A 23,031-nucleotide genomic window follows, 5' to 3' on the forward strand; every position below is an offset into this window, starting at 1 on the left:
TGTAGGGAGGAGTGCGGGTATGAGACGAGCGGTGGTGGGGATCGCAGCACATGTGGACGCGGGGAAGACCACGCTGTGCGAGGCGTTGCTGTATCGCGCCGGCGAGATCCGCAGGCTTGGGCGTGTGGATCATGGCGATGCGTTCCTTGACACCGACGCTATGGAGAAGCGGCGCGGCATCACTATTTTCTCGAAACAGGCCATTCTCGATGTTCGTGGTGCTTCTGATGCCGGTGCTTCCGATAATGGCAAGTCTGCAAGTAGCGTTAGCGGCCATAGAGCCGATATGGGAAAAGTCGGCAAAAGTGCGGGTAATTACGGAATGAACGGTGATGGCGGGCACAGCCAAAACAATATTCGAGAAGATGGCTTTGAGTTTACGCTTCTCGATACACCTGGTCATGTCGACTTTTCGGCCGAGATGGAGCGGACACTCACGGTGTTGGATTATGCGATTCTTGTGGTGAGTGCCAACGATGGTCTGCAGGGCTATACCGAGACGTTGTGGCGGCTTTTGGCGCGTTACCGGGTGCCGACGTTTATTTTCATCAACAAAATGGACACCGCTGGAGCGCATAAGGCCGGATGGATTGAGCAGATGCGGCAGCGCTTTTCCGAAGGGTGTGTCGATTTTGAAACCGACACCGAGCCCGGTGAACAGGAGGAAGTCGCGTTGCTCGACGAAAGTGGCGCGGCGATGGACGAGTTGCTTGAAGTCGGCAGGATTTCCGATGACACCTTGCGTTCGATGGTCGTCTCGCGTCAGCTTTTTCCTTGTTATTCAGGCTCTGCGCTGAAACTCGAAGGTGTCGATGAATTTCTCGTCGGTCTGGAACGGTTCACGAGACAGCGGGATTATCCCGGCGCATTCGGCGCTCGCGTCTACAAGATTTCACATGACGATCAGGGCAATCGACTCACCTGGCTCAAGGTCACCGGCGGTTCGCTCAAGGTCAAGGCGATGTTGACGAATGCACGAGGAGAAGATGATTCATCCGATTCCGACACTCAAATTTGGCAGGAGAAAGTCGACCAGATTCGGCGGTATTCCGGGTCGAAATTCGATTTGGTCGACGAGGTCGCGGCCGGTGACGTATGCGCGATGACGGGATTGACGAAAACGTTTCCCGGCGAGGGGCTGGGCTTTGAAGCTGACGCAGGAGAATCGATATTACGGCCGGTGCTGACATATACGGTATTGCCCGGAGTCGAAGATTCTGGCAAAGTATCCGTGATGAAGGTTGAAAATGCGGGTAAAAGCGGAAAACCGGAACCGTCGTCAGGGGCGGATGGTTTCAGCAACGCTGGAAGTGACGGAAGTTCGTCAGGTTCTGACAGGCGCTCGGGAAGCGCCAAGTCGTCGACAGTGGAAAATACTGCCAATGGTCCTCAATCATTGCGCAATCCCGTCAAACCAGCCGAAGTCACGCCTGAGCTGCACAAGATTCTGGTGGCGCTGCGCACGCTCGAGGACGAGGACCCGGCGCTCAACGTGCGCTGGGTGGCGCGGCTCGGCGAGATCCATGTGCAGCTGATGGGCGCGGTGCAGGTCGAAATCATCACGCAGATGTTGCACGACCGCTTTGGCATCGATGTCCATTTCGGCACTGGTGGGATTCTCTATCGCGAGACCATCGCCGCTCCGATGGAGGGCATCGGCCATTTCGAGCCGTTGCGTCACTATGCCGAAGTCCACTTGCTGCTGGAACCAGGGGAGCCCGGCAGCGGTTTGCATTTCGAGTCGCGGTGCAGTTTGGACGATCTTGACCGCAACTGGCAGCGGGCGATTCTGACCCACTTGCGCGAGAAGGAACATCTGGGCGTTCTCACCGGTTCGCCGATCACGGATATGAGGATTTCCCTCGTCGCTGGCCGCGGCCACGAAAAACATACGGAAGGCGGCGACTTCCGCGAGGCCACCTATCGCGCGGTACGGCAAGGGCTGATGGAACTTAAGGCGAAAGGGGAGTGCCGGCTTCTGGAGCCGTTCTACAGCTTCCGTCTTCAGGTCCCGCAGGACATGCTTGGTCGCGCGATGGCCGATATCCAGCGGATGAGCGGTACCTTCGATGCCCCGAAACCCGACGGCGATTACGCCGAACTCGAAGGCAGCGCACCGGTTTCCGAGATGCGCGACTACTCGATGGATGTCAATGCCTATACCCACGGCCGTGGCTCGCTGGCCTGCGTTTTCGCGGGCTATAAGACTTGTCATAACGCTGATGAAGTCATCAAACAAACCGCCTACGACCCGGAAACCGACCTTGAGAATACGCCCGATTCCGTCTTCTGCGCCCACGGTGCCGGCTATGCCGTCAAATGGAACAAGGTTCCCGATTTCGCCCATGTCGACAGCGGATTATCATTTGATAATTAGGCAAACAGACGTATATATTTAATTTTTTGCGGCGGGACGCATAATTTTCGCACGACATCAATATCATGGATTGAGTGCGGTTTTTGCCGTGCGACAAGATTTGGGCTACGGGAGGTATCCGGCGATGGCATATATTGACGTCAAAGGCGAGACGAAGCAATACAAAACCGGCGATACGACGATCTACGCGAACCGCGACGTCACCTTTTCCATCAACCGCGGCGAACTCGTGGTCATCCTCGGCGCTTCCGGTGCCGGAAAATCGACGCTTCTGAACATCCTCGGCGGCATGGACACCTGCGATGCCGGCCAGGTCGTCATTGACGGCAACGACATCGCGCAATACGACGCCAAACAACTCATGACCTACCGTCGTTACGACGTCGGGTTCGTCTTCCAGTTCTATAACCTTGTTTCTAACCTGACCGCCCGTGAAAACGTCGAACTTTCCGCCGAAATCGTGCCGCATGCAGCCGACCCGACGCAGACGCTGATCGACGTGGGTCTCAAAAACCGTCTCGACAACTTCCCGGCCCAGCTTTCCGGCGGCGAGCAGCAACGCGTCGCCATCGCTCGTGCCGTGGCCAAGAAACCGAAGATTCTGTTGTGTGACGAACCTACCGGCGCGCTTGACTACAACACCGGCAAACAGGTGCTCCACATCCTGCAGGACCAGTCGCGCAAGTTCGGTTCCACCGTCATCATCGTCACCCACAACGCAGCCATTGCACCCATCGGCGACCGTGTCATCCACATGCACGACGCCCGTGTGCAGTCCATTGAGGAGCACGCCGCGCCCGCCGACATCAACGATATCGAATGGTGATGGGTATGGCCGACGATACTACTATGGGTTCGGATTTCCGCCCGGACGACACCGTCCGTCTGCCCGGCGACATGCTTCAGAGCGATGAAGCCGATTCCGGCAATGCATATGGCAACACGGACTTCGCCGGTTCGTCGGTTCCCGATCCCGCCGGCGATGCCGGTCAAGCTTCGGGGTCTTCGCACTCGCGTACCTCGAAACGCATGTTGTGGCGCGATATCCGGCAGGCGTTCTCGAAATCCAAAGGCCGGTTCTTCTCCATCGTCTGCCTCGTGGCGCTGGGTTCCTTTGCGTTGGTTGGCCTCACCGTATCCGGGCCGGATATGCGCGACACCGGCAACGCCTATTTCGCCGAACACCATCTGGCCGATTTGAGCGTCATCTCCGACTATGGGCTCGACAAATCCGACCGGCAGCAGATAGACAAGGCTCCCGGAGCCTCGCGTATCGAATACGGATATCTGAAGGACGTCGTCGTACGGGGCAGTGACGAAAGCGTCCGCGTGCTTTCTGCGCCAAAAGACATCTCGACCTATCATCTGGTGAACGGAAGGATGCCGAAAACCGCTGGCGAAACGGCCATTGATTCGTCTCACCAGAGTAAATATCCGCTCGGGTCCACGTTGAAGGTTAGTGAGAAAGCGGATGCGCTGGGACGCAAGGTCTTGAGCCACGACAGCTTCAAGGTCGTCGGCGTCGTCGATTCCACCGAGATTCTGAGTTCGGTGAATATGGGTCCCTCGACCTCCGGTTCCGGTTCGCTTGACGGTTACGCGGTGGTGACACCGGGTGCGTTCAAGTCCGACGATTACATGATTGCGAGGCTGACCTATACCGATCTCGACCACATGCGTGACCATTATTCATCGAAATATAATGATGCACTGCAAACCCACAAAAAGGCACTTGACAAGATTCTTGCCAACCGACCGAAGGAACGGCGCGAGGGGATCGTCAAACAGGTCAACTCCCAGATCGATTCCGGGCGAAAACAAGTCTCTGATGCCCGGCAGCAGCTCGATAGTGCGCGAGGGCAATTGGCCGATGCGAAAACCCAGCTTGACAACGGTAACCGGCAACTGGCTGACTCCAAGCAGCAGCTGGCGACTCAGGTGGCCTCCGCGCAAAAGCAGATTGCGGCGGCGCAGACCAAGATTACCCAAGGCCAGAACGAGTACAACGTAAACAAGCAGCAGTATGATGCCGCCGTTCCACAAGTCACTGCTGCCTCTCAGCAGGTCAACGATGCTTACGCACAGCTGAAAACCGGCCAAGCGCAGATCGATGACAACTCGGCCAAGCTCGAAACCGGCAAGAAACAAGCCGACGATGCGGTTGCTCAGGCTACGACCGCGCAGCAGAACGTCAATCAAGGGATCACTAAGGTCCAAGGGCAAATCAATGCCATCAATGCCCAGCTTCCTTCGGTTTCCGGCTCCGACCATGACAAACTAGCCGGCGAACTTGCGCAGCTCAATACGCAACTGGCCCAGCTCAAAACGCAGGCTGCGGCGGTTGGGCAAAAGTCTACAGAGGCGACGCAAGGCCGCGACACATTCCTCAACACGACCTACAATCCGGGCATCGCGCAAATCCAGGCGGCGCAGGGGCAATTGAACGCCAAACGTGCGCAGGCTGATGCCGGCAATGCCCAGCTGGCCCAGAAGCAGCAACAGCTTGCCGCCGCCAAAACCCAGCTCGATCAGGCTGCGGCGCAGCTTGCCCAGGCCCGTGCCAAAGTACAGCAATCGCAGCAGCAGCTTGCCGCCAAGCAGAAGCAGGCCCAGACACAGATCGATGCCACACAGACGCAGCTGACCGATAAGACCAACGAATACAACAGCAAAAAAGCCGAGTTCGACCAGGCCGAGCCGGATGCGCAAAAGAAGATCAAGGACGCCGAAGGCAAGCTCGACGACGCCACCGCCATGCTGAACGCTGTGGAGGATCCGGTCTATTCCGTGGATTCCAAACGCGAGACCCCTGGCTCAGACGGCTATAAGATCTACGATTCGATTTCCGTGATCGTCGACTCGCTCTCGCATATTTTCCCCTACTTCATGTATTTGGTCGCGGCGCTGGTCACCTTCACCACCATGACCCGTTTCGTCGACGAGGAGCGCATCAATGCCGGCACGCTCAAAGCGCTTGGCTATTCCGACCGGGACGTGATGAAGAAGTTCGTGGTCTATGGCTTCGCCGCTTCGATCTTGGGCGCGGTGATCGGCATCTTCACCGGCCATACGCTCCTGCCGATCATCGTCTACAACGCCTACAAGGTCGGCTTCAACGTGCCGGTGATCCATCTCGGCTTCCACTGGCAGGTCACGTTGCTCGCCGTGGTTCTGGCCATGCTGAGCGCCGTGGTGCCGGCGGTCTGGAGCGCCGCGCGCGAGCTCAAGGAACGGCCTGCCGCGCTCATGCTCCCGAAGCCGCCGAGCGCCGGTTCCAAGATCCTGCTGGAGCGCATACCCTTCATCTGGAACCATCTGAACTTCACCCACAAGGTGACCGCACGCAATATCTTCCGCTACAAGCAGCGCATGTTCATGACCATTTTCGGTGTGTGTGGCTCGGTGGCGCTGTTGACCGCCGGGTTTGCGGTGCAAGGTTCGATTTCGGGCATCAACGAGCACCAGTTCGGCGGCGTGATGCATTACAATCTCATCGCCGCACAGAACGCCCACGTCACCGATTCCCAGAACAAGGCCATCGATGCACGGCTTCAAAAGTCCGATATCAAGCGTTCGTTGCCGGTTCATTACGAATCGATAACCAAGGTCGCCGGCCGCAACGGCGACAAGCAGTCCGTCACGATGCTCGTGCCGCGCGATACCGCAGCCTTCAACGATTACATCAAGCTCAACACCCGTCAAGGCCACCACCCGCTTTCGCTTGATTCGAACGGGGCCGTGGTCTCCGAACGGTTCGCGAACCTCGTGCACGCCAAGAAGGGCGACACCATCGATTTCCAGGACGGTGCCGGCAAGACCTATCACGTCAAGATCTCCGGTGTCTGCGAGATGTATCTTGGCCACTTCATGGTGATGAGTCCGTCCGCCTACCGCTCGGTCTTCGGACAACGTTACCAGACCAACGCCTATATGGTCACGCTCAAAGACGGCAGCGTGGCCAATACCAAGCGGCAGGCGGCCTCGTTCATGCGTTTGGGCGGCATCCAGGGCGTGGTGCAGAACACGACGTTGATGCATCAGATCGACGTGGTCGTCAAGGCCCTGAACCAGATCATGTGGGTGCTGATCATCGTGGCGACCATGCTCGGCGTGGTCATCCTCTACAACCTCACGAACCTCAACGTTTCCGAGCGCGTCCGCGAGCTCTCCACCATCAAGGTGCTGGGCTTCTACAACGGCGAGACCACGATGTACATCTACCGCGAAACGATTCTGCTCTCCGTCCTCGGCATCATCGTCGGCTACGGTTTCGGTGCGTGGCTGCACCGCTACATCATCACCGCCGTTCCGCCGGACGACGTCATGTTCGACCCGTCGGTTTCCTGGCTCGCCTTCGTGGTTCCGCTGGTCGTGGTCGGCCTCATCACCGCCGCCCTTGGCTGGTTCGTCAACTCCAAGCTCAAGCACCTCGACATGCTCGAGGCTCTGAAGTCCGTGGACTAAAGACGCGTCAATATCGGCCTAATATGAAGCGTATGTTTCGAGCTGACGTGGGGCGTATATGTCGCTGCTAGAACCGTGAATCTTATATCCCTCCCCCTGATACTGGCGGAACGTGCGTTTTTGATTGCGTTGAGGAAGTTTGCAATTTTCCTGTCGTGTCCCAATCAGAGGCTGTATTTCTTGCTTGGTTGGAGGCGGTTTCCGATGTTTCTGTCGCTAAGGTAACTCGGCCATGAGGTGATAACAATCATTTGTGACGGGCAAGTGCCTGGTCGAAGAAGCGATATTCGTGCTCGGTGGAGCCTAGAGCGGCTTCCATCATTTCGTTGTAATCATACATGTTCGCAGATGCCGCGAGCTTGTCGCAAATGTGTAGCTCCTCGAGGGTGCGTGAAGCGAAACCGGGGTCGGCATACATCCGGATCCACAGGCCGTATGGGTGATGGTCGAGGTCGAGATTGCGCTCGCGAACCTGCTCTTCCATCTCCTGCCCGATGACCGAATAGACCCAGTAGCAGGGCATGACCACGGCAACCAGCGCAGCGTAAGAACCATTGTCGGTGAAGCGGTGTTCGTGGCCGAGATAGGCGGCGGTCGTTTCGCTCATTGGCGCACGTTCGGTGCTGAAACCATGCTCTCTGTACCACTGCTTATGGAACGTCAGTCCCTCCTCCAGCCCATACGAGGCCGCGTCGGCGAAGAACGCGCGTTCGTGCGGATCGGCGGCGCGACTGCTCGCCAGTGCCAACAACGAGGTGTAATCCGTCAGGTAAATATCGTCCTGGTGCAGATAGAACGCAAAATCGTCCAGCGGCAGCGTCCCGTCAAGCATGCGTTTGATAAACGGCATTTTGGCGATGCGTCTGCGGATTCCGGCGGTACGACGCCAATAATCCTCCGTGAAACTCATTCCGGTGGGGGAGTGCTGCCAGGTAAAGTCGACGGGGCCGTGGCCGTGACCCACATGCAGGTTGTCCGCGGCGGTGATGGCCCCGGTCATCCACGCTTTGGCGCGTTTTGCTGTTTCGACCCAATCTTCGGACTGTGGTCGCAAGGCCGCGAGCGTGCTTGACAGGGTGTCGCCGGTCCCGTGCACATTTTGCGTTGGTACGGCCGTGCCTTCGATACGGGTAATGGTTATCGGTTTCTCGTATCCTGAAACAGTTTTGGACGGGAATTGAAGCGTTCGGGCAGATGCGGTTGCTACGGGTGGTGCCGGTTCTGCGACATTCGGGTTCGTCCCCGATGCTGTTTTCTTCTGTGTGTTATCCATCGGCGCTGAAGGGTTGCTTTCAGAATCAGCTACATCAATGGGTTCGATCGAGCTTTTCGTGGCAATGCTGTCTGATTTATTGGCTCCAGCAGTGGTGTCGCTCAAGTTCGGTACTGCAAGAATATCGGTGCATTCCTTGTTGCCGTTCAGCGCCAGAGCGCCACCTTTTGCGTAGACGGCGACGCCGAAGCGAGTGGCCACGGATTTTGCCAGCCGTTCCATTTCCTCGTAGGAACGCGGGGCTTGGGGAATGGTGTGACCAGTTTTGACTGATTGAGGTGCGGTTATGTTATTGCCTAACGGCTTGTTTTCCGCATTTTTGCCGTCAAAAGCATCGCTATCTAATTCTGCTTCGTCGTCCATCGCACCAAGCGCAGCCAATTCCATGGCATTTGGCGTGATGATGTCGGCCAACGGTATCAGCGTGGTCAGTGCCTGTTCCGCTTCGGCGGTAAGCAGCCGGTCGCCGGACTTGGCGTACATTACCGGGTCAAGCACGACGGTCGGCTTGGACTTGCCGTTGACTTCATAATCGTTCAGCAGATCAACCAGCCATTTTCGCACCGTGTCGACCAATTCCGGCGTACCAAGCATGCCGATTTTCATAGCGTCGATATCCGCGTCGTTGCTGATCGCCTTGAGCTGGGCCAGTAAAAACGGCGGTTCGACGTTGACGATGTCGGTGACACCCTGCGTGTTCTGCGCAAGCACACTGGTCATTGCCGCATAGCCAAACACACCTTGGGCGGTAAACGCCTTCATATCGGCCATGGTGCCGGCCCCGCCGATGGGGTCGGAACCTTCGATGGAAAGCACTCGTAGGCGTGACGGCTTAATTCGGTTGAGGTCATTGTCGTAGCGCTGCTGCATATCGAGCAGTTTGGTAATAGCCTGTGCCGAACCGTCGTTCAGGGCTTCTGTCGTATTTTTCCCTTCTTGGGCTTCAGAAATACCCGAATTCTGAATGGAATCGAAGGAATCGACTGTATCGGTCATTCTCGGAATCTTTCCTTGTCTAGTTTTCTCTATTCCGCCATTGCCAAGCATGGTCCATTGGGCCCGAACCCGCTCCGAGGTCTAGGCCTGCAGCAATGCAGCCTGTGAGATAGTCTTTGCCGTTTTGCACGGCTTGGGCCAACGGTTGCCCTTTGGCAAGTCCTGCGGCGATGGCGCTTGAAAGTGTGCAACCGGTACCGTGGGTATTGGGATTTGCGATACGTTCGTGGCGAAACCACGCGATTTGTCCATTGTCTAATAACAGGTCGTTGGCACCATTTTGCCCGTGTCCGCCTTTGATAAGCACTGCACAGCCACCGCAACGTTTGGCGATACGGCGCGCGGCTTCGACGGTGCTCGCCTCGTCGCAGATGGTTCCGGAATCGGTTTCGCTGAGCGTCTCGGCTTCCGGGATGTTCGGCGTCACCAAAGTGACCAGTGGAAGCAGCTTCGTGCACAGCACGTCCACGGAATTTTTGCTGCTGAGCCTGTCGCCGCTGGAAGCGATCATCACCGAATCGACCACGATATTGGTGGCTTGAAAATGCTCAAGTCGGTTCGCGATGACTTCGATGAGTTTGGCGTTTGGCACCATGCCGATTTTGATGGCGTCCGGTCGGATATCTTCGAATACGGCATCGATCTGTGCGGCCAGCATATCCGGAGAGGTGGTCGCAGTGGCGCGCACTCCCGTAGTGTTCTGCGCGGTCAGCGAGGTGACGGCGCTCATTCCGTACACTCCACAGGCCATGAGCGTCTTGAGGTCGGCTTGGATGCCAGCCCCGCCCGACGAGTCGCTGCCCGCGATGGACAGCACCGTCGGTAGCCGGTATGGGCGGACGGAGTTGGATTCAGACGTACTGGTCGTTGATTCCGTGTTTGTCATTGTTCTTAATGCCGATTTCCTGCGATTTTGCTTTTCCGTTAATGGGATGCTTAACCCGCGCGCGTTCCCAGATGAAGCATCTGTCGTTTCATAGCGTTTCCAAGGGTTATCTTCTGATGATTCTCATCAAACTAAGAGAAAGTTGGTGAGCGGGTCATGCATTTACGTCTCACCCACGCTTCGCGCGTGCGGCGTTCCACGAATCCACCATGGCTTTGGTGGTGGCCTGCGGATCGTCGGCCCCGGCGATGGCCGAGACCACGAACCAGCCGGCGGCTTGCGTTTGCGCCAAATCAGGCAGGTCTTCGAGCTTCACGCCGCCGCCCACGACGATGGGATAGTAGGACTCACGGCACAGCGCATTGATGGATGCGGTGTCTTGTGTGTGGTGCTTGTGGTCGGCACCGATGACGATGCAGTCGGGCTTGGTGGTGCTGGGGTGCAGCGGGCCTGCGCCGATATAGTCGATGGTGCCGGCAGGCAGGGAATTGGCGGCTTTCACCTCATCAAGCACTTTGCAGCTCAGTCCGATGATGGCGTCCGGTCCGAGTAGCTTGCGTGCCTCGGCCGGGTTCATGTCATCCTGTCCGATGTGCACGCCGTCGACCTTGATGCCCATATCGCGGCACTGCCAGGCCACATCCGCGCGGTCGTCGATGACCAGCGGAACGGAGCCGGATGCGCTGGCCTGTGTGATGACGTCGGCGGTCTGCTGCGCGATCTCGGTGATATCCCTTGCATCGCCCGGTTTGACTCGAATCTGTACGAAAGTGATGCCTCCGGCCAGCGCCTGCCGCACGATGTCAGGGACAGGCCGTGATTTGGTGTCCGCAGGTCCGAGCACGAGGTACGAGCTCAGGTCGAAGCAATCGCGCATCGAAGCGAATGGAGTTTTATACGTATTGGTCATTATTGACTCGATTCATTCAATTGAAATACTTGTCATAGGTGGCATTGTCCTGATTCCGGCCGGTGCAACGGGCGAGATCAATTTGCAAGGCCGCAAAAGGAGGTATCAACGTTGTTCTTCTGCGTCCAACACAACGTGAGCACGCATTTGCTGTTGTGTTGGAGACAGATCGTTGATATTCCTGCCTCCAACGCTGCTTGGATTTACTTTTCAGCTAGATTGAAGACGCCCCTGGTTTAAGCCAGAATCGGCGATGCGGCGATTTGCTCAGGCGTGGTCGACCAGAGTCCATCAAGGAAAGCGACCTGGAAGGAACCAGGTCCATGCGAATTGGCCTCGCCGGTTTCGCTTGCGCGGTTGTAGAGCGCGCTCGCGGCCAGGGCTGCGGTAAGCGGGTCGGCGACGGCCAGATACGTTGCTGTCACGCCGCCAAGCGAGCAGCCGGCACCGGTGATCTTGGTCATCATCGCGCTGCCGCCGGGCAGACGATACGTGTGTTCGCCATCGGTCACAAGGTCGGTTTCGCCGGAAACGGCTACCGCGCCTTGACCACTCACGTCGCCCTTGGCGATGAACCGTGCCAGAACACGTGCGGAGTCTTCCGCGGCTTCGACGTCATCGGCCGATTCCACGCCTACCGGACCGCTTGATTGCTTTGACGTATCGTCATTGCTGTCTCCGTCCAACGGTAGCTCCCACATTTCGCGCAGTTTGATGATTTCGGAAGCGTTGCCACGGATGATGGTAGGTGGGGCGACCTTGAACGACTTCAAAATATCGGTACGCGTGGTGCCTAGCCCTGCGGCCACGGGGTCAAGCACCCAGCGATGGTGATCGGCTTGGAAGTGCCTGGAGATTTCCTCAAGCGCATCCTCGTAGAACGGCAGCAGCGTGCCGACGTTGATGTAGCTGGCGCCACTGGCCGCCTCGCCGTCGGCGATGTCGTCGGGCAGGAAGCTCATCGCCGCTGCGCCGCCTGCTGCCAGCTGGGCGTTGGCCACCAGGTTGATGGTGACGAAATTGGTGAAGGATTGCGCCAAAGGCGTGGTGTCCCGTACGGTCTTTGCGGCCTTCTGGATGTTCGTACGCAGCGGATCGTCCGTCGCCAGATTGCTGAGATTGTTGTTTGCTGATGAGTATGCGTCATTGACCATATTCGCGTCTCCCTACGATGGTATTAACCAACAGGTTCCAAGGGTCGAGCGTTGTGCTCGTCTCAACTTGCGCACCCGCCGAAGCCGGTCCGCAGGTTCCCCTGCACTTACAATCATGACGCTATGCGCCTCATTGGACAAGGCAGATTCATAAAGGAGAAACTCGCAATCTATCGGATGATATCCGTAGATTGCGAGCTGGGGAATATTGCGTGTTAAGTCGGGAAATTTGACACGGTATAAACTACCAACGCACAGAAATGCGCTCGCGGTCATGTGGCTTGTCAGTGGCGATCTCATCGACCATAGCCACCGCATAGTCGGCGTAGCTGATCGCGCTCTTGCCGTCCTTGTCGGTGGTGTACTCCTCGCCGGCCAGAACATATTTGCCGGTACGCGGGCCGTCGGCTTTAAAATCGCCAGCAGGGCTCACGTAGGTCCAATGGACGTCGTTGCGGCGGCGCAGCGCGTCAAGCGCCTTACCCATGGCCAGCGGAACGCCCTTGATGTTGTCCGGGAACGAATCGGAAAGCTGCTTGGTGTGCGCTTTGTCGGTGTAAAGGCTGCCAGCGCCGCCAACCACGAGCAGACGGGTGTCGCTGCCGGACAGGGCGTCGGCTAGGTGTTTCAACGAGGTGCTGTGCTCGTCGAGCTTGGCCGGATCAAAGATGCCGAAGGCGTCCACCACGGCGTCGAAACCGGTGAGGTCGGCGGCCGTCAGGTCAAAGAGATCCTTGACGATGGCGTGCGGCGCCTTGGTTTTGTTTTCGCCGCGCACGATGGCGGTGACATCCATGCCGCGATTGACGGCCGCCTCGACGATCAGACGTCCGGACTTGCCGTTGGCTGCGACCACTGCGATTTTCTTGCTCATAATAAGTACTCTTTCTGTTGGAATCGTATATAAATGCGGTTTCACGGCATCAAATGAGCGTAATGGCTTGGATTTTTGTTCATTTTCCGCCACGAACCTGATGCGTCTACTTGACGACCTTGAAGCCGCTGGTCCATTGGGTGGCGCCGTTCATGGCCAGCACCATCTGCAGTGCGCCGAAGCCTTCCATGTAGGATGCACGCTTCAAAGGGCCGGCATCAGCAAAGCGCAGGCCCGCGCCTTCGACAACGGCCTGCAATGCCTTCTTGGCGTCCTCGCTGTCCGAGGCGGCCATCACCGTGGTCGGCGCCCCGTCGTTGGTACCGCTGGCCAGCGTTGCGGCAAAGTCGGTGTTGAACGCCTTGATGACTTCGGATTGAGGAAGTTTGGCTGCCAGTTCTTCTGCGGCGGAATGTGCTCCTTGCGGCAGCGCCAGATCCATCGTGCTGAAATCGAGCGGATTACTCGGGTCCACAACCACCCTGCCCGCAAGTTGTGCGCCATATTCCTCAACGACATTGGCCTCCGCGGGATAGGGCAGGGCCAGAACAACGATGTCGCCGGTGATTTCCTCACTCCACGCCGAGGCGGTGACGCCTGGGATGGCTGCAGCCTTGGTTTTGTCGCGGTCGATGACCTGCACGTCGGCCCCTGCTGCGACGCCGATGCCCGCGACTGCCGCGCCGATATGTCCTGATCCGAAAACGGTGATGCTTGTCATGATGTGCTCTTTTCTTTTGAAAGTTATATGGTGCAATGCAATGGTCCCGTGCAAACTGGAATCGCGGCATACGCTGTGGTTGTCACTCTATCCAAGAACTATGCTGAAAGTCAGCAGTTACTTTAAACGCTTATAGATCCGGGCAATCTAGCGCAAAAGTGGGTTAGATAGCGAAAAATAATTCGTAATTCGTGCCGATGAAATAAGTGTGGCCGATGGGGATAGCGCGGCGGATGGCGTAAGTACGGCTGACGGGCTGTGCGTTGGGGTAGAGTGGCAAGACGAAGTTGTGACATGGCGACAACGCGGTAACTCGACGATTAGTCAGGCAGGGAATTCGTGCTACAGATTAAAGACATCAGCAAGCAGTACAAGACGGGTGATTTCGTTCAGCAGGCGCTCGACGATGTGAGTCTGACTTTGCGCGACAACGAGTTTGTCGCGATTTTGGGTCCGTCCGGTTCCGGCAAGACGACATTGCTCAATATCATCGGCGGGCTTGACCGCTATGATTCCGGCGACTTGGTGATCAACGGCACGTCGACCAAAAAATACAAGGACCGCGACTGGGACTCCTACCGCAACCATACGGTCGGTTTCGTCTTCCAAAGCTACAATCTGATCCCGCACCAGACCATTCTTTCCAACGTCGAACTGGCACTGACCATCTCCGGTGTCTCGCGTGTCAACCGCCGTCGGCGGGCCAAGGAAGCCTTGAAAAAGGTCGGCTTGGGCGACCATATCAACAAAAAGCCGAACCAGCTTTCCGGTGGGCAAATGCAGCGTGTGGCCATCGCCCGCGCGCTGGTCAACGATCCCAGCATCGTCCTGGCCGACGAGCCGACAGGCGCGCTTGATTCCGAGACTTCCGTGCAGATCATGGATTTGCTCAAGGAAGTGGCGCAGGACCGTCTGGTCGTCATGGTCACCCACAACCCCGACCTCGCCCACCAATACGCCAACCGTATCGTCGAGCTCAAAGACGGTGTGATTCGCGGCGATTCAAGGCCAGTGAAACCTGAAGAAATGGCCGACGAAAAACCTGCCGTGCACCGCACGATGGGCAAGGCTTCGATGTCGTTTGCCACTTCCGTCGCGTTGAGCTTCAATAACCTGAAAAGCAAGAAGGCGCGCACCATCCTCACGTCGTTCGCCGGCTCCATCGGCATCATCGGCATCGCGCTGATCCTTTCCGTCTCTACTGGCGTCAACCGCTACATCGCGGATATCCAGAAGGAGACGCTGACCTCGTACCCCATTGAGATCAACGAGCAGACCTTCGACATGAACAAGATCATGGACACCGCCCAGGCCGCGGCCGATTCCAAGGAGAAAGCCAAGCCGCGCAACGGCATCTACCCCGACGATTCCAGCGTCAAGGGAGCGGCGTCCGTCACCAATGGCATCACCAGCAATAATCTGAGTCCGTTCAAGGAATACCTTGACAAACCTGGCAACGACGTGCGCAAGTATGTCGGTGACGTCGGCATCCAATATTCCTATTCTTCCAAATTCTCCGTGTTCACCCACGATTCCAAAGACACGCTTGTGGACGTGGATGGTGTGAAAGTCGGCGGAAGCTCCGCCGCAACCCAGTCCGCGGCCAGTACATTCGCCGGGCTCAATTCGTCTTCCAACGACCTTGGCAGCCTGCAATCCCTGCAGATTTCCAAGCTCACCGGCAAAAGTGACAACAACAAGGCGCCGTCAGCATTCGCCGAAATCATGCCTGGCGAGCACGCCGACAAACAACCGGTCAGTTCGGTGATCACCGACAACTACGAAATGGTCAAAGGGCATTGGCCGAAAGCAAAGGACCAGGTGGTCTTGGTTCTCGACAAGAACAACCAGATTCCGCTGACCCAGGTCTACGAGCTCGGCCTGCTTCCCAGCGCCGATTACAACGACATGATGAACCGGCTCAACAGCGGCGAGAAGGTCAAGACCGCCACCTCCCGTATCGACTATTCCAAGGCGATGGACCAGTCGCTGACGCTTCTGCCCGCCGCCGACCAGTATGTCAAGGGTGCGGACGGGCATTACAAATACGTGGGCAACGACGCGGATCAGGTCGGCAAGTTGATGGATTCGCAAGCGGCGGTCAAGTTGCATATCGTCGGTGTCATCCGTGCTCATGCCAATGCGAAGACCACACCGCTGGCACCGGGCATCGGCTATACGCGAATGCTCACCAATTCGCTGATCGATTACGCGGAATCCAGCGAAATCGTCAACGCGCAGAAGGCCGATCCAGCCCACAACATTTTGAACGGCATGACCTTTGCGCCTTCGGACGATGCGACCAAGGCGGCCAACGCCAAGGCCTACGTGGCCTCGCTGCCGGTCTCGGAGCAGGCTAACATGGCCAAAAGCCTTATGACCCAGGCTCCAGGTGGTATGGGTGCGGCAAGCTCCAACCAGTCCGCCGACGTCACCAAGCAACGCAACGCCGCCGCGACCGCCGCCGGCAATTCCGCAGTGGCCAGTAACCCGCAGGAAGCGGTCTCTGGCATGGGTGAACAGCAAGTGGCCCAGTCCTTCGAAAAGTATCTTGCTACGGCTCCGGAAAACGTGTTGGTATCGATCTACAACCAGTACGTCTCAACCGGCACCTATAACGGCAATCTCGCTGATTTCGGCGTCATCGGCCGCGATGCGCCGAGTTCCATCAAAATCTATGCCGACAGTTTCGATGCCAAGAACAACATCGAGGACGCAATCAAACGCTATAACGACGGCGTCAAAAAGAAGGACCGCATCGTCTACACCGATTACGCGGGCCTCATGATGAATTCGGTGACCACTATCATCAATGTCATCACCTACGTGCTGATTGCCTTTGTCGGGGTTTCGTTGGTGGTCTCTTCGATCATGATCGGCATCATCACCTACATTTCGGTGCTTGAACGCACCAAGGAGATTGGCATCCTGCGTGCTATGGGCGCTTCGAAGCACAACGTCTCCACGGTCTTCAACGCCGAGACGGGGATCATCGGCCTATGCGCCGGTGTCATCGGTATCGTGGTCACGTTGATCCTGATCGTGCCTGGCAATGCCTTGATGCACCACTTCATGGGCACGAATCGGGTCAATGCCGCGCTGCCGCTTTCCGGTGCGATAATCCTCATCATCCTGTCGGTAGTGTTGACGCTGATCGGCGGGCTTATTCCGTCGCGCAAGGCCGCCAAGCAGGACCCGGCCACTGCGTTGCGCACAGAATAGCTTCCTGTATGAATCAACGTCATTCTGCGTGTACGGTCTTACCCTGTGCGCGCAGTGGCGGGCGGCCAGATACTATGGGTATTTTTTCGCAAGATTATTCTGCGCCTCTACGAGGCTTGACTTATCCATTGGCGATGTCCAATAAGCAGTTGGTATTGACGGCTTCATCAGGCTCTTATATGGATAATGAATGGTTGTCTGGTTACAGCCCGAAGTCTTGTAGAAAAGTCATTTCTGTTGTGTCCAAATTCCTTTCTGCCTTTTGCCTCATGAACCGCGTATAGATTTTTGATATGACAAGACGCGTGGCGGCGAAGGTTCGGGACGGTAACGTGATATCCAAACATTTATCGAAACCGAGAGGGCATTGGGGGGGGGGGACACTATGGCCAGTGATACCGAAAACGACTTTGCAGGTTGTCAAACATCCGACAATTCGGAAAGCTACGATTCCCGGGCTTACGATTTTCAGCGAGATAAGTCCGGCAATGTGCAGCAACGGCAACCTTTGGGGTTTGAGACCCGTGCCATCCATGCCGGTTACGACCCTTACGAACACCACGGTTCGGTAAGTGTCCCGATCTATCAGAGCGCCGCGTTCGCCATGCACGACGCCGTTCGCGGCGATGGCCTTTCCTCCGGCGAAATCGAAGGATTCTCGTATTCGCGCTGCGCCAACCCGACCGTGGATGCGTTGGAACGCCGCCTGGCCAATCTCGAAGGCGGAGTCTCGGCGGTGGCGCTTGCTTCCGGCATGGCGGCAGTGTCGTTTGCCCTGCTTTGCGCCGCAGAAGGCGGTGGCAGGCTCATTGCCCCCAAAGACCTTTACGGCGCCTCGATCGACGCCATGGAAAGCTTCTTCCCACAGTTCGGTATCCACACCGATTTCGTCGAAGACATCAACGACGTCGCTGAGGTCGAATCGAAAATCGGACCTGACACCCGTGCCGTATTCGCCGAATCAGTGGCCAATCCGTCCACCGGCATCACCGACATCAAGCCTCTTGCCGACATGCTGCACCGTCACGGCGTCGCGCTTATTGTTGATAACACGGTGCCGACACCGTACCTGTTCCGTCCGATCGAGTTCGGCGCCGATGTCGTCGTGCATTCGACGACCAAAGGCATCAGCGGACACGGCGACGCCCTGGGCGGGATAGTTGTCGACTCCGGCAAATTCGATTGGGCCAACGGCCGCTTCCCGCAATTCACGCAGAAGGAACTCGTGGTCAGCGACGAGCGTCACGGCGTCTGGAAAAGTTTCGCCGAAGCTTATGGCAACGCCGCCTTCGCCGGACGCGTGCGTATCAAATACCTGCACAATCTTGGTGCGGTCATGTCACCGGCCAACGCTTACCTTCAGCTGATCGGCCTGGAGACGTTGCCGCAGCGCTTCCGACAGGAAACGGACACGGCTCTTGCAATCGCGCGTCATCTTGAAAGCGTCCCGCATGTCACGCAGGTCAATTATTCGGGCCTCGATTCCAGTCGGAACAAGGCCCTTGCGGATCGCTACTTTCCGCAGGGCATCGGCCCGGTGCTTTCCTTCAGACTGGAAGGCGACGAATCGCATATCAACCGGGTCGTCGATGCCGTCAAGGTGTTTTCCTATGTTCCCAACATCGGCGACACCCATTCGCTGATCGTCAATCCTGCCAGGATCACGCACCGCGAGGTTCCGGGGGATTATCGGCGGGCAGCCGGAGTCGACGATCATTTGCTGAGGCTTTCCATCGGTTTGGAACGCCCATCCGACCTTATTGCTGACCTTGACCGGACAATCGCCGGGGCGTACTGAGGTTCTCGGCCGTGCTTGCGGCACGGCTGCTGGTTTGTGATAGGTATAGCAGGTCAGACAACTTGCGCAGATAGGCTGGTATAAATATAAAGAATGGCCTGATCACACCTTTACGGCAGTGAATCAGGCCATCCTTACGTCGATTGGAATCGGTGGGAATCAACGCGTAAATGCCAGAATCCGGCTCTATTCTTCTGAGGTCTTCTGTTTGTTGTCACGCTGGGCAACCGCCTCCATCGCCACCGAGCTGACGAAATTGACCGGCTGGTCGAAGTTCGGCTGGAAAAGCATGTCGGTGGTCGCCAGTTGGTCGATGGTAAAGCCCGCCTGGATGGCGACGGAAATGAGATTGGCGGCCATCGAAATATCGTGTTTCGCCGCGAATTGTGCACCGAGGATGCGGCCGGTCTGCCGCTCATAGACGATGGTGGCAGTCACAGGTGTGGTGGAAAGCATGAATTCTGGGCGATAATTCTCCACGATGGTTGTGGAATCGGCTTCCATATGGCGACGATTCGCCAGATCGAGGGTCATGCCGCTTGAAGACATGGACAAGTCATACAGCTGGATGGCACTGGTCGCCTGTGTACCCGCGTAGGCTTTTTTCGGCTCCTCGATGTTCTCGCCGATCAAAAGGGCTTCGCGGATGGCGTTGGTGGCCAGAGGCCGATACTCGTCGGAATTCGTCGGGTTGAAACGGACGGTCGCGCAGTCGCCGGCGGCGAACACGTCATCGAGGATGTCGTTCTCCGGAGTGGCGGCACGCATGTATTTGTCGACGATGATGGCGCCATAGCCCAGTGTGCGCAGCTGTGAGGAGACGAGGCTGGTGTTTGGCACGAAGCCCGCGCCCATGACGGCCAGATCGGCGGTGTATTCCCCGAGCTCGGTGACGACGGTCACCCCGGAATCCTCGACCCCATCGCTACCGGTTTCCGGGCGGAAGGCGACGACTTTCTGGTTCATCGCCAACGTGACGCCATGGGCCTTGAACTCAGCTTCCGCCTGATCGGTGACGTTCTTGTCGTAATTGTTGTCGAGCACATGGGGCAGCGCATCCACAAGCGTGACCTTGATGCCGCGCGTGCTCAACTGCTCGGCCAGTTCGCAGCCGATGTAGCCGGCACCGACGACTACGACCGACTTGATTTTCTCGGCGCGTTCGACGATGCGCTTGCCGTCGTTGAAATCCTTGCAGAGCATGGCCTGCCCGTTCTTGAGCGCTTCCCGCAGACCCTGGATGAACGGTGCGGCAGGTGAGGAGCCGGTGGTGACCACGAGTTTGTCGAACCGGTATTGTTTGGATTTGCCGGTTTCGAGGTCGGTTGCATCAAGCTTTTTGCCCTTGACGTCAATGTCGGTGACCTCGTGGCGCATATGCATATGCGCCCCCGCCTTTTCGAGTTCCTCGGGGGAGGTGTAGAACATTTTTTCCGTACTGCTGACATGGTTGCCGGCCCATAGGGCAATGCCGCAGGAAAGGAAAGATACGGTGTTGTTTTTCTCAAAGACGTCAACCGTCCAGTCGGGATGGTTCTGAAGAATGGAAGTGGCGGCAAACGTGCCAGCGTGCGTGCAACCAATGACAGCGACTGTGGTCATGAAAATCCCCTCTGATAATTCCTTCGCACCACGTCGTACTCCAAAAGGGTAAAACTTGGGCTTTTAAAATATAATAGCTAGAAGGCTCGACGGTAACCATATAAACGTGGGGTTATTAAAACGTTTTATGTATTGCCTATCTTTAGTGCTTTGCCTGTCAAACAACGACTATTGGGATTGTAGCAGATTTCCGAATAGGGATTTGACTTGCGGTGTAAGTGAAAAGCTTTCGACAAAAATCATGACATGATGTTGATCTTTATGGGGTATTCATTTAATGAATGTATAGATAAGTCTATTTGTCAGCTCGCGGGGATAATTTTTACTTGATTTTAAAATGAAGTTTGCAGGTTTGCCGATGCCTTGAAGCAGGTTGGTCGCCAAATGGGTATCACTGGTGTGGGAGGGAATTCGGTCATGGGAAAAACCAAGTCGGTTACGTCCCCGGCGCTGGTTGTCGGTGTCGCATTATTCATCGGTGGTGCGTTCGGTTCCTTGGTTCGCCTATCCTTAGGCGCCTTGCAGCCAAGCGATGCACTCTGGCCGTGGATGACCATGGTCATCAATCTGACCGGCGCGTTCCTACTGGGATTCATCACCGCGTATATGGCCGCGCTCGGACCGGATATCGGCTTTTGGAGAGTGACACGACTTGGTCTTGGCACCGGTCTGATCGGCGGGTACACCACGTACAGCACGTTCATGCTTGAAGTCGCCAAGCGTATCAAAGGCGGCCATGCGCCCATCGCGGTGGCGTATCTGTTGGTCAGTATCGTTCTGGGGCTTCTTTTCGCGGTTTGGGGACTTATGGCGGGCAAGGCTGTCGGCGACCGGCATATTGCCCGCCATGCGTTGGTGTCGGATGCCGTCCGTCGTGAATCAGGTCCGGTCGCTGGCGCTGCCACCAGAGTAAATGAATCCGCTGAATCCGTTGAATCCGCCAAAATGAACGGTTCGTCCGACGCCCCGTCACCCGTTCGGTCCTCTGATGCAACCGATTCGCAAAATTTACCCGAAGGACCTATCGATCCTGACGAACCGACAGGGCCTGAACGCGGCCCGTTGGTTGGTGTCGCATTCATTCTCTTCGCCTGCATCGCCGTCGCCGCCTTGCTCGTCAATCGGCATTTCTGGACGAACGGCAATGCCTTCTGGCTGCTTCTCGGGGCTGTGCTTTTGGGAGGTTTGGGTGCATTCACGCGCTACAGCGTCGACGCGTGGGTCAACAATCGTGTCCATCTGCCGTTCCCCTGCGGAACGATCGTCGTCAACCTCACCGCTTGTCTTGCCATGGGGCTTGTCGCCGGATGGTGCGGCACCCACGCCGGACTGTCGACCTTGCAGTATCTGCTTGCATCCGGTTTCCTCGGCGGTTACTCAACGTTCAGCACCGCCAGTGTGGAAGGAGCGAAACTCCTGCAGGCGCACAAGCCGCAATGGGCTTTTGTCCACACGGCGGGCATGATGGCGCTGAGCCTGGGTCTTCTGCTGCTTGGCTTGCTGTGGTAAGCGGTTCCGTCAGATTCGTTGTTGGATGACGGTCGGCTATTTTTGACCTCCTGCTGAGCTACCACTAAGCCTGCTGTGTTCATTTCCATATCTTGCATTCGATTCGTTCGATTTTCGTCGTTAAAGGCGGGGGAAGAGGCAACCACCATAGGCTCTGCTAAAATTATTACAAGATTCATCAGCATGGTGTTCGAAGAACCGCCGTTGATGGATGCTTTGTGTCGTTGTCAATCGAACAATGAGCGTTGAAGGGAAAATCATGGCAGGACTCATCTTTTTGGTTGTCGTTCTGGTAATCATCATTGCGTTGGTCATCTCCGGTATCTTCGTGGTACCGCAGCAGCAGGCGTACGTCATCGAACGGTTCGGCAAGTTCTCAAAGGTTCAGCTTGCCGGCATCCACTTGAAAATCCCGTTCGTCGACCGCATCGCCACTAAAACGAACATGCGTGTCAACCAGCTCAACGTCAAGCTCGAGACCAAGACGCTCGACAACGTCTTCGTCACCGTTGTGGCTTCCACCCAGTTCCGTGTGGACCCCAACAACGTAGCCACCGCCTACTACGAGCTTCGCGACCCGGCGGGCCAGCTTCGCAGCTACGTCGAGGATGCCCTGCGCTCCGCCATTCCTGCGCTTTCGCTTGACGATGCCTTCGCCAAGAAAGACGACGTGGCCGCCGACGTGCAGAAGACGGTGGGTGGCGAGATGGCAAAGTTCGGCTTCACCGTCGTCAAGACCCTGATCACCGCCATCGACCCGAGCCCGGCCGTCAAGACCGCAATGGACTCGATCAACGCCGCTCAGCGTGAGAAGGAAGCCACCCGCCAACGTGCCGATGCCCAGCGCATCCAAATCGAGACGCAGGCCACCGCCGATGCCGAAAAGACCCGTCTTCAGGGCGAGGGCCAGGCCAATTACCGCCGCGAGATCGCCAACGGCATCGTTGACCAGATCAAGAGCCTGCAGGCTGTGGGCATGAACATCGCCGACGTCAACAACGTGGTGCTCTTCAACCAGTACCTCGACGTGATGCGTTCGTTGAGCGAATCCGGCAACGCCAAGACCGTCGTGCTTCCCGCGTCTACGCCTGGCGGCTACCAGCAGCTTTTCGATGAGGTCACCAAGGCCATGGTCACCTCCAACGAGACCAAATAACGTAGAGTTGCGGATAATTGGCTTCAATGTCCAGACTTACCCGATCGTGAGCCGGATTACGGTTTATCCGGTATAATAAACAACATTGG

At 57.0% G+C, this 23,031-nt stretch carries 14 protein-coding genes; 7 read left to right on the plus strand and 7 right to left on the minus strand.

The features are described from left to right. Positions 1-19: 19 nt before the first annotated feature. The 3 genes from PT275_RS00505 (at position 20) to PT275_RS00515 (ending at position 6,841) form a co-directional block, all read left to right on the plus strand. On the plus strand, positions 20-2,377 hold the full coding sequence (locus tag PT275_RS00505) for a TetM/TetW/TetO/TetS family tetracycline resistance ribosomal protection protein (RefSeq protein ID WP_277151303.1): 2,358 nt from the start codon (positions 20-22) through the stop codon (positions 2,375-2,377). Between the two features lie 124 nt (positions 2,378-2,501). Then, complete coding sequence (locus PT275_RS00510) at positions 2,502-3,203, plus strand: ABC transporter ATP-binding protein (protein ID WP_277151305.1); 702 nt, start codon at positions 2,502-2,504, stop codon at positions 3,201-3,203. A 5-nt stretch (positions 3,204-3,208) separates the two neighbouring features. Further along, positions 3,209-6,841 carry an FtsX-like permease family protein gene (locus tag PT275_RS00515; protein WP_277151307.1) on the plus strand — a complete coding sequence of 1,211 codons (3,633 nt, stop codon included), beginning with the start codon at positions 3,209-3,211 and terminating at the stop codon, positions 6,839-6,841. Positions 6,842-7,088: 247 nt separating this feature from the next. Here PT275_RS00515 and PT275_RS00520 read toward each other — a convergent pair whose 3' ends face one another. From PT275_RS00520 to PT275_RS00545, 6 genes are all read right to left on the minus strand, one after another. Continuing rightward, positions 7,089-9,110, minus strand: a complete 2,022-nt coding sequence (locus PT275_RS00520; RefSeq protein WP_277151309.1) for a bifunctional hydroxymethylpyrimidine kinase/phosphomethylpyrimidine kinase — start codon at positions 9,108-9,110, stop codon at positions 7,089-7,091. 19 nt (positions 9,111-9,129) lie between these two features. Beyond that, positions 9,130-9,996 (minus strand): bifunctional hydroxymethylpyrimidine kinase/phosphomethylpyrimidine kinase, encoded by an 867-nt coding sequence (gene thiD / locus PT275_RS00525; RefSeq protein WP_277151311.1) that lies wholly within the window; start codon positions 9,994-9,996, stop codon positions 9,130-9,132. 169 nt (positions 9,997-10,165) lie between these two features. After that, positions 10,166-10,906 (minus strand): thiamine phosphate synthase, encoded by a 741-nt coding sequence (thiE, locus tag PT275_RS00530; RefSeq protein WP_277151313.1) that lies wholly within the window; start codon positions 10,904-10,906, stop codon positions 10,166-10,168. A 236-nt stretch (positions 10,907-11,142) separates the two neighbouring features. Next, positions 11,143-12,060, minus strand: coding sequence for a hydroxyethylthiazole kinase (locus PT275_RS00535; protein ID WP_277151316.1), 918 nt, complete (start codon positions 12,058-12,060; stop codon positions 11,143-11,145). 244 nt (positions 12,061-12,304) lie between these two features. Further along, a complete protein-coding gene (locus PT275_RS00540) occupies positions 12,305-12,934 on the minus strand; it encodes an NAD(P)H-binding protein (RefSeq protein WP_277151318.1) in 630 nt (209 codons plus the stop codon). A 106-nt stretch (positions 12,935-13,040) separates the two neighbouring features. Next, positions 13,041-13,655 carry an NAD(P)-binding domain-containing protein gene (locus PT275_RS00545; protein WP_277151321.1) on the minus strand — a complete coding sequence of 205 codons (615 nt, stop codon included), beginning with the start codon at positions 13,653-13,655 and terminating at the stop codon, positions 13,041-13,043. Between the two features lie 339 nt (positions 13,656-13,994). On the opposite strand from PT275_RS00545, the gene PT275_RS09185 reads away from it, so the two are divergent. Together PT275_RS09185 and PT275_RS00555 are read left to right on the plus strand one after the other, a co-directional pair. Beyond that, on the plus strand, positions 13,995-16,877 hold the full coding sequence (locus PT275_RS09185) for an ABC transporter ATP-binding protein/permease (protein WP_277151323.1): 2,883 nt from the start codon (positions 13,995-13,997) through the stop codon (positions 16,875-16,877). Positions 16,878-17,262: 385 nt separating this feature from the next. Further along, positions 17,263-18,675 (plus strand): PLP-dependent transferase, encoded by a 1,413-nt coding sequence (locus PT275_RS00555; RefSeq protein ID WP_277151325.1) that lies wholly within the window; start codon positions 17,263-17,265, stop codon positions 18,673-18,675. Between the two features lie 186 nt (positions 18,676-18,861). Here PT275_RS00555 and PT275_RS00560 read toward each other — a convergent pair whose 3' ends face one another. After that, positions 18,862-20,277 carry an FAD-dependent oxidoreductase gene (locus PT275_RS00560; RefSeq protein WP_277151327.1) on the minus strand — a complete coding sequence of 472 codons (1,416 nt, stop codon included), beginning with the start codon at positions 20,275-20,277 and terminating at the stop codon, positions 18,862-18,864. A 417-nt stretch (positions 20,278-20,694) separates the two neighbouring features. Here PT275_RS00560 and PT275_RS00565 point away from each other — a divergent pair, with 417 nt between their 5' ends. After that, positions 20,695-21,786, plus strand: a complete 1,092-nt coding sequence (locus tag PT275_RS00565) for a CrcB family protein (protein WP_277151329.1) — start codon at positions 20,695-20,697, stop codon at positions 21,784-21,786. 238 nt (positions 21,787-22,024) lie between these two features. Further along, the gene (locus tag PT275_RS00570) at positions 22,025-22,942 is read left to right on the plus strand and encodes an SPFH domain-containing protein (protein WP_277151331.1); all 918 of its coding nucleotides are present in this window, start codon (positions 22,025-22,027) and stop codon (positions 22,940-22,942) included. Positions 22,943-23,031: the final 89 nt, after the last annotated feature.

It is taken from the genome of Bifidobacterium sp. ESL0745, assembly GCF_029433335.1.
Classification (GTDB): domain Bacteria; phylum Actinomycetota; class Actinomycetes; order Actinomycetales; family Bifidobacteriaceae; genus Bifidobacterium.